At 67.3% G+C, this 4,570-nt stretch carries 5 protein-coding genes and 1 pseudogene; 5 read left to right on the top strand and 1 reads right to left on the bottom strand.

Annotation, left to right across the window (positions count from 1 at the left end; all coding sequences use genetic code 11):
• Positions 1-478, bottom strand: a pseudogene (locus tag Q0C59_RS13230) (molybdopterin cofactor-binding domain-containing protein); the annotation flags it as partial.
• Positions 479-542: 64 nt separating this feature from the next.
• Between Q0C59_RS13230 and Q0C59_RS13225 the strand changes: the two are divergent.
• From Q0C59_RS13225 to Q0C59_RS13205, 5 genes are all read left to right on the top strand, one after another.
• Positions 543-1,550 carry an HDOD domain-containing protein gene (locus Q0C59_RS13225; RefSeq protein ID WP_291216277.1) on the top strand — a complete coding sequence of 336 codons (1,008 nt, stop codon included), beginning with the start codon at positions 543-545 and terminating at the stop codon, positions 1,548-1,550.
• Between the two features lie 113 nt (positions 1,551-1,663).
• Positions 1,664-1,990: a helix-turn-helix transcriptional regulator gene (locus tag Q0C59_RS13220; RefSeq protein WP_291216276.1), complete on the top strand. Its 327-nt coding sequence runs from the start codon at positions 1,664-1,666 to the stop codon at positions 1,988-1,990.
• The gene (locus Q0C59_RS13215) at positions 1,987-2,424 is read left to right on the top strand and encodes a YeeE/YedE family protein (protein ID WP_291216274.1); all 438 of its coding nucleotides are present in this window, start codon (positions 1,987-1,989) and stop codon (positions 2,422-2,424) included. Before Q0C59_RS13220 ends, Q0C59_RS13215 begins: the two co-directional genes overlap by 4 nt.
• A 10-nt stretch (positions 2,425-2,434) precedes the next feature.
• Positions 2,435-2,869: a YeeE/YedE family protein gene (locus Q0C59_RS13210; protein ID WP_291216273.1), complete on the top strand. Its 435-nt coding sequence runs from the start codon at positions 2,435-2,437 to the stop codon at positions 2,867-2,869.
• Between the two features lie 10 nt (positions 2,870-2,879).
• On the top strand, positions 2,880-4,570 hold a 1,691-nt coding region (locus Q0C59_RS13205), incomplete at its 3' end, for a SulP family inorganic anion transporter (RefSeq protein ID WP_291216271.1).

Here is a 4,570-nt window from a genome sequence, read left to right as displayed (position 1 = left end):
TCGAGCCGACGCTGCGCCACCACAGCACCGGCACGTTGACCTTGGGGTGGTGCACGGTGAGGCGCATGGGCAGGCCGTACGGCTCGCGCATACCTTCGGTGGCGGTGGCGTCGATGCCGTTCTTGACGATGCGCACCGGCGCGTTGATGCCGGCGGCGCGCGCGGCGTTGGCGATTTCGCAGGCCTCGACCACGTAGTCGCTGCTGGGCAGGCCACGGCGGCCGAAACCGCCACCGGCCATCTGCACGTTCATCTTGACCTGCTCGGGCTTGAGGCCCAGCACGCGCGCGGCCGCAGCGGAATCTACGCCCGGAAACTGGGTGCCGACCCACAGCTCGGCGCGACCTTCAGACAACTGCACCGTGCAGTTGAGCGGCTCCATGGGTGCATGCGCCAGGCAGGGGAAGACGAACTCGGCTTCGATCGTGCGCGGCGCGTTGGCCAGCGGCGCCAGCACCGCTGCGCACTGATTCCCACCGCACCGACGGTTTGGGCGGCAGGCGGTGTACGCTCCTCGACAACGCAGCTTGCACGCCCCTCCCATGAAAGCCTGGATCCTGAGTTTTTTCAACAGCCAGGCCACCGATCCGGCAGCGCAGCCTTTGCTGGCCGAGCAGCCGGCGGAGCACGCGTCGACCCCTCTGCCCGCCCAGGCCTGGCACCTGCGGCGCCCGGATTTTGACGGCGCCCTGCTGGCCTGGATGGTGCAGGGCGAACCCGATCCCGCGAACAGCCTGGGCCCACGCGAGCAGGTGGTGCTGCAAGCCCTGGAGGCGCGTGCTGCCGACACCGCTGCCAGCCTGCTGCCCCGAGCCGCCGGCGTCGTGCCGGCCTTGCTCGCCCGACTGCGCTCGGACAGCAGTTCGCTCGGTGAGCTGGTCGACCACGTGTCGCGCGACCAGACGCTGGTGGCCGAGGTCATGGCAATGGCCAACAGTGCCTTCTACCGGCGCGAACGGCCGGTGATGGAGCTCGGCCATTCGATCCAGATGCTGGGTGTCGGAGGTTTGCGCGCGGCCATTGCCCGCGTGGTGCTCAAGCCGATGCTGGATGGGCGCAGTGGACCTCTGATCCGACGCGCCGCCCCGCGCTTGTGGAAACACACCGAGGTCAAGACACAGCTGGGTGCCGAGATCGCGCGCAGCCAGGGGCGTGACCCCTTCGACGCCTACCTGTTGGCGCTGCTGCACGACATGGCCTGGAGTGTGGTGCTGCGCGAACTCGATGGTGCGGCGGGCTGGCGCCTGAGCGTCCCTTTTGTGGCGGCACTCGGCCAGTGGCGCGACCGCCTGGCCAGCCTGATAGCCCAGCAGTGGCGACCGCCCGGCCCCTGGGTGGAGGCCACCGCCGAACTGGCGCAACACGGCCTGGGCGCCGGTTCGGGTCCGGAGGTGTTGAACCTCTGCACCGCCGACCAGCTGGCCTGGCTGCTGTGCGATCCGAACCGCGCCCGTGCCCGCACGCTGGCGGAGCCGCTGCTGGCCTCGGCCCTGGCGCCGGTGCGCGCCTGCTTCGAAGAGCTGGACGCCGCGAGTGCCGCGCCGCGCTGAATTCACCTTGGGCGCGCGTGCCCAGGGCCCTCAAGCGGCATCAAACAATCTATTTACAGATAGATTGTTGTTCAATAAACTGTGCGGTATCGATCCACCGGAGAAACCCCGCGATGAAAACCGCAACCCTCGATCTTGAAGACATGCAGGCGGCCGCAGCCGACGCCTGCCGGCTCATGAAAGTGCTGTCCAACCCGGACCGCCTGCTCATCCTCTGCCAGCTCTCCCAGGGCGAGCACCGCGTGGGTGAGCTGGAGGAACTGCTCGGCATCGTGCAACCCACGCTGTCGCAACAGCTCACCGTGCTGCGCGAAGAAGCGCTGGTGAGCACACGCCGCGACGGCAAGAACATCTATTACCTGCTTGACAGCCCGCGCGCGCTGGCCGTGATGCAGGTCCTGTACGCCCAGTTTTGCGGCACACCGAGGAAAGCATCATGAGCATCGACTGGACCAACTTCACGCCCTGGGCCTCGTTGTCCGGCGGCATCCTGCTGGGCGTTGCCTCGGCATTCTTCATTTTGGTCAATGGCCGGGTGCTGGGCATCAGCGGCATCCTGGGTGGCCTGCTGCCACCGAAATCGGGCGACGCCGGCTGGCGCATCGCCTTCCTGCTGGGCATGCTGGCTGCGCCGCTCGTTTACGGCTTGCTGGCACCCGCCGGCTTTGTGAAGGCGCCCACCATTGATGCGGGGTTTGCCACCATCGTCGCCGCCGGTTTGCTGGTCGGGCTGGGCACGCGTTACGGCTCAGGCTGCACCAGCGGTCACGGCGTGTGTGGTCTCTCGCGCCTGTCGCCGCGCTCCCTGGTGGCCACGCTGGCCTTCATGGGCGCGGGCTTTGCCATGGTCTTCGTGGTTCGCCACGTTCTTTGAGGAACCACCCATGAACCGCATCACCGAATTTTTCGTCGGCCTGCTCTTTGGCCTGGGCCTGCTGCTCTCCGGCATGACCGACCCGACCAAGGTGCTGGGCTTCCTGGACCTGTTCGGCACCTGGGACCCCTCGCTTGCCTTCGTCATGGGCGGCGCCATTGCCGTGGGCTTCTTCGCCTTTGCACTGGCCCGCAAACGCACCACCAACTTCCTGGGTGGCGCCTTGCACTTCCCGAAGTCCACCCAGATCGACAAGCGCCTGGTGCTCGGCGGCCTGACCTTTGGCGCCGGCTGGGGACTGGCGGGCTTCTGTCCGGGTCCAGGCATCGTGTCCATGGCCTCGGGTGAGGTGAAGGCCGCGGTGTTCGTTGCCGCCATGGTTGTGGGCATGGTGCTGTACGAGGTGGCCGATCGCACCTTGCACCGCTCACAAGCCGCCCACTGACACCACCCGCATGACCACCACCTGGCGTCAGTGGTTGCCCTCGCTGCCCGTGCTGCAGTGGGGCCGCCAGTACAACCGCGACACGCTGCTCGGCGATGGCGTGGCGGCGCTCATCGTCACCGTCATGCTGATTCCGCAGAGCCTGGCCTACGCCATGCTCGCCGGCCTGCCGCCCGAGGTGGGTCTGTACGCCAGCGTGGCGCCCTTGCTGCTCTATGCCGTGTTCGGCACCAGCCGCGTGCTCGCCGTGGGGCCGGTGGCGGTGGTTTCGCTCATGACAGCCGCGGCCATCGGCCAGCACGCCGTGGCAGGCACCCCCGAGTACTGGGCGGTGGCGATCACGCTGGCCTTTCTTTCGGGCGCCTTGTTGTTGCTCATGGGTGTGTTGCGCCTGGGCTTTCTGGCCAACTTTCTGAGCCACCCGGTCATCTCGGGCTTCATCTCGGCCTCGGGCTTGCTGATCGCAGCCAGCCAGCTCAAGACCTTGATGGGCGTGAAGGCCGAAGGCCACAACTTCCTCGATCTGGGCATTTCGCTGTGGTCTCAAACTGGTCAGACACACGGTCTCACGCTGGCCATCGGTGTCCTCACCGTGGCCTTCCTCTTCTGGGTGCGCAGCGGCCTCAAGCCCTTGCTCGTGCGCATCGGTTTTCAAGCCCGCGCGGCCGACGTGATCGCCAAGACCGGGCCGGTGGCGGCGATTGCGGTCACGGCTTTGCTCACCTGGGCCCTTCAGTGGCAAAGCCAAGGCGTGAAGATCGTGGGCACGGTGCCGCAAGGCCTGCCCCCGCTGACCTTGCCGCTGTTTGACATGGCGCTGTGGCAATCGCTGCTGGTGCCCGCGCTCCTCATCAGCGTGGTGGGGTTTGTGGAGTCCGTGTCGGTCGGGCAGACGCTCGCGGCCAAGCGGCGCCAGCGCATCGAGCCGGACCAGGAACTGGTGGCGTTGGGCGCGAGCAACCTGGGCGCGGCCTTCACTGGCGGCTTCCCGGTCACTGGGGGGTTTGCACGCTCGGTGGTCAATTTCGACGCCGGGGCGCAGACGCCTGCGGCGGGCGTGTTCACCGCCATCGGCATCACGCTGGCCTCGCTCTTTCTCACGCCCGCGCTGTACTTCCTGCCGCAGGCCACGCTGGCCGCCACCATCGTCGTGGCCGTGCTCTCGCTGGTGGACTTCAGCATCTTCCGCAAGACCTGGGCCTACTCCAAAGCCGACTTCGTGGCCGTGCTGGCCACCTTGCTGGTCACGCTGCTGCAAGGTGTGGAGCTGGGTCTGGTGGTGGGGGTGGCGGTGTCGCTGGCACTGTACCTGCACCGCACCAGCCGCCCGCACATCGCCGAAGTGGGGCGGGTACCGGGCACAGAACATTTCCGCAACGTGCTGCGTCACGCGGTGGTGGTGAGCCCGCAGGTGCTGGGTCTGCGGGTGGACGAGAGCCTGTACTTTGCCAACTCGCGCGCGCTCGAAGACCGCATCAACAACGCTGTGGCTGCGCGCCCCGCGCTCAAACACGTGGTGTTGCAGTGCTCGGCCATCAACGACATCGACGCCAGTGCATTGGAGAGCCTGGAGACGATCAACCACCGGCTGCGCGATGCGGGTGTGCGGCTGCACCTGAGCGAGGTCAAGGGCCCGGTGATGGACCGCCTGAAGTCCACCCATTTCCTGCACGACCTCGGCGGCGAGGTGTTCCTGACGCA

Source organism: Hydrogenophaga sp., from assembly GCF_022844385.1.
Taxonomy (GTDB): domain Bacteria; phylum Pseudomonadota; class Gammaproteobacteria; order Burkholderiales; family Burkholderiaceae_C; genus Hydrogenophaga.
This window is presented reverse-complemented; position numbering and strand designations above follow the sequence as displayed.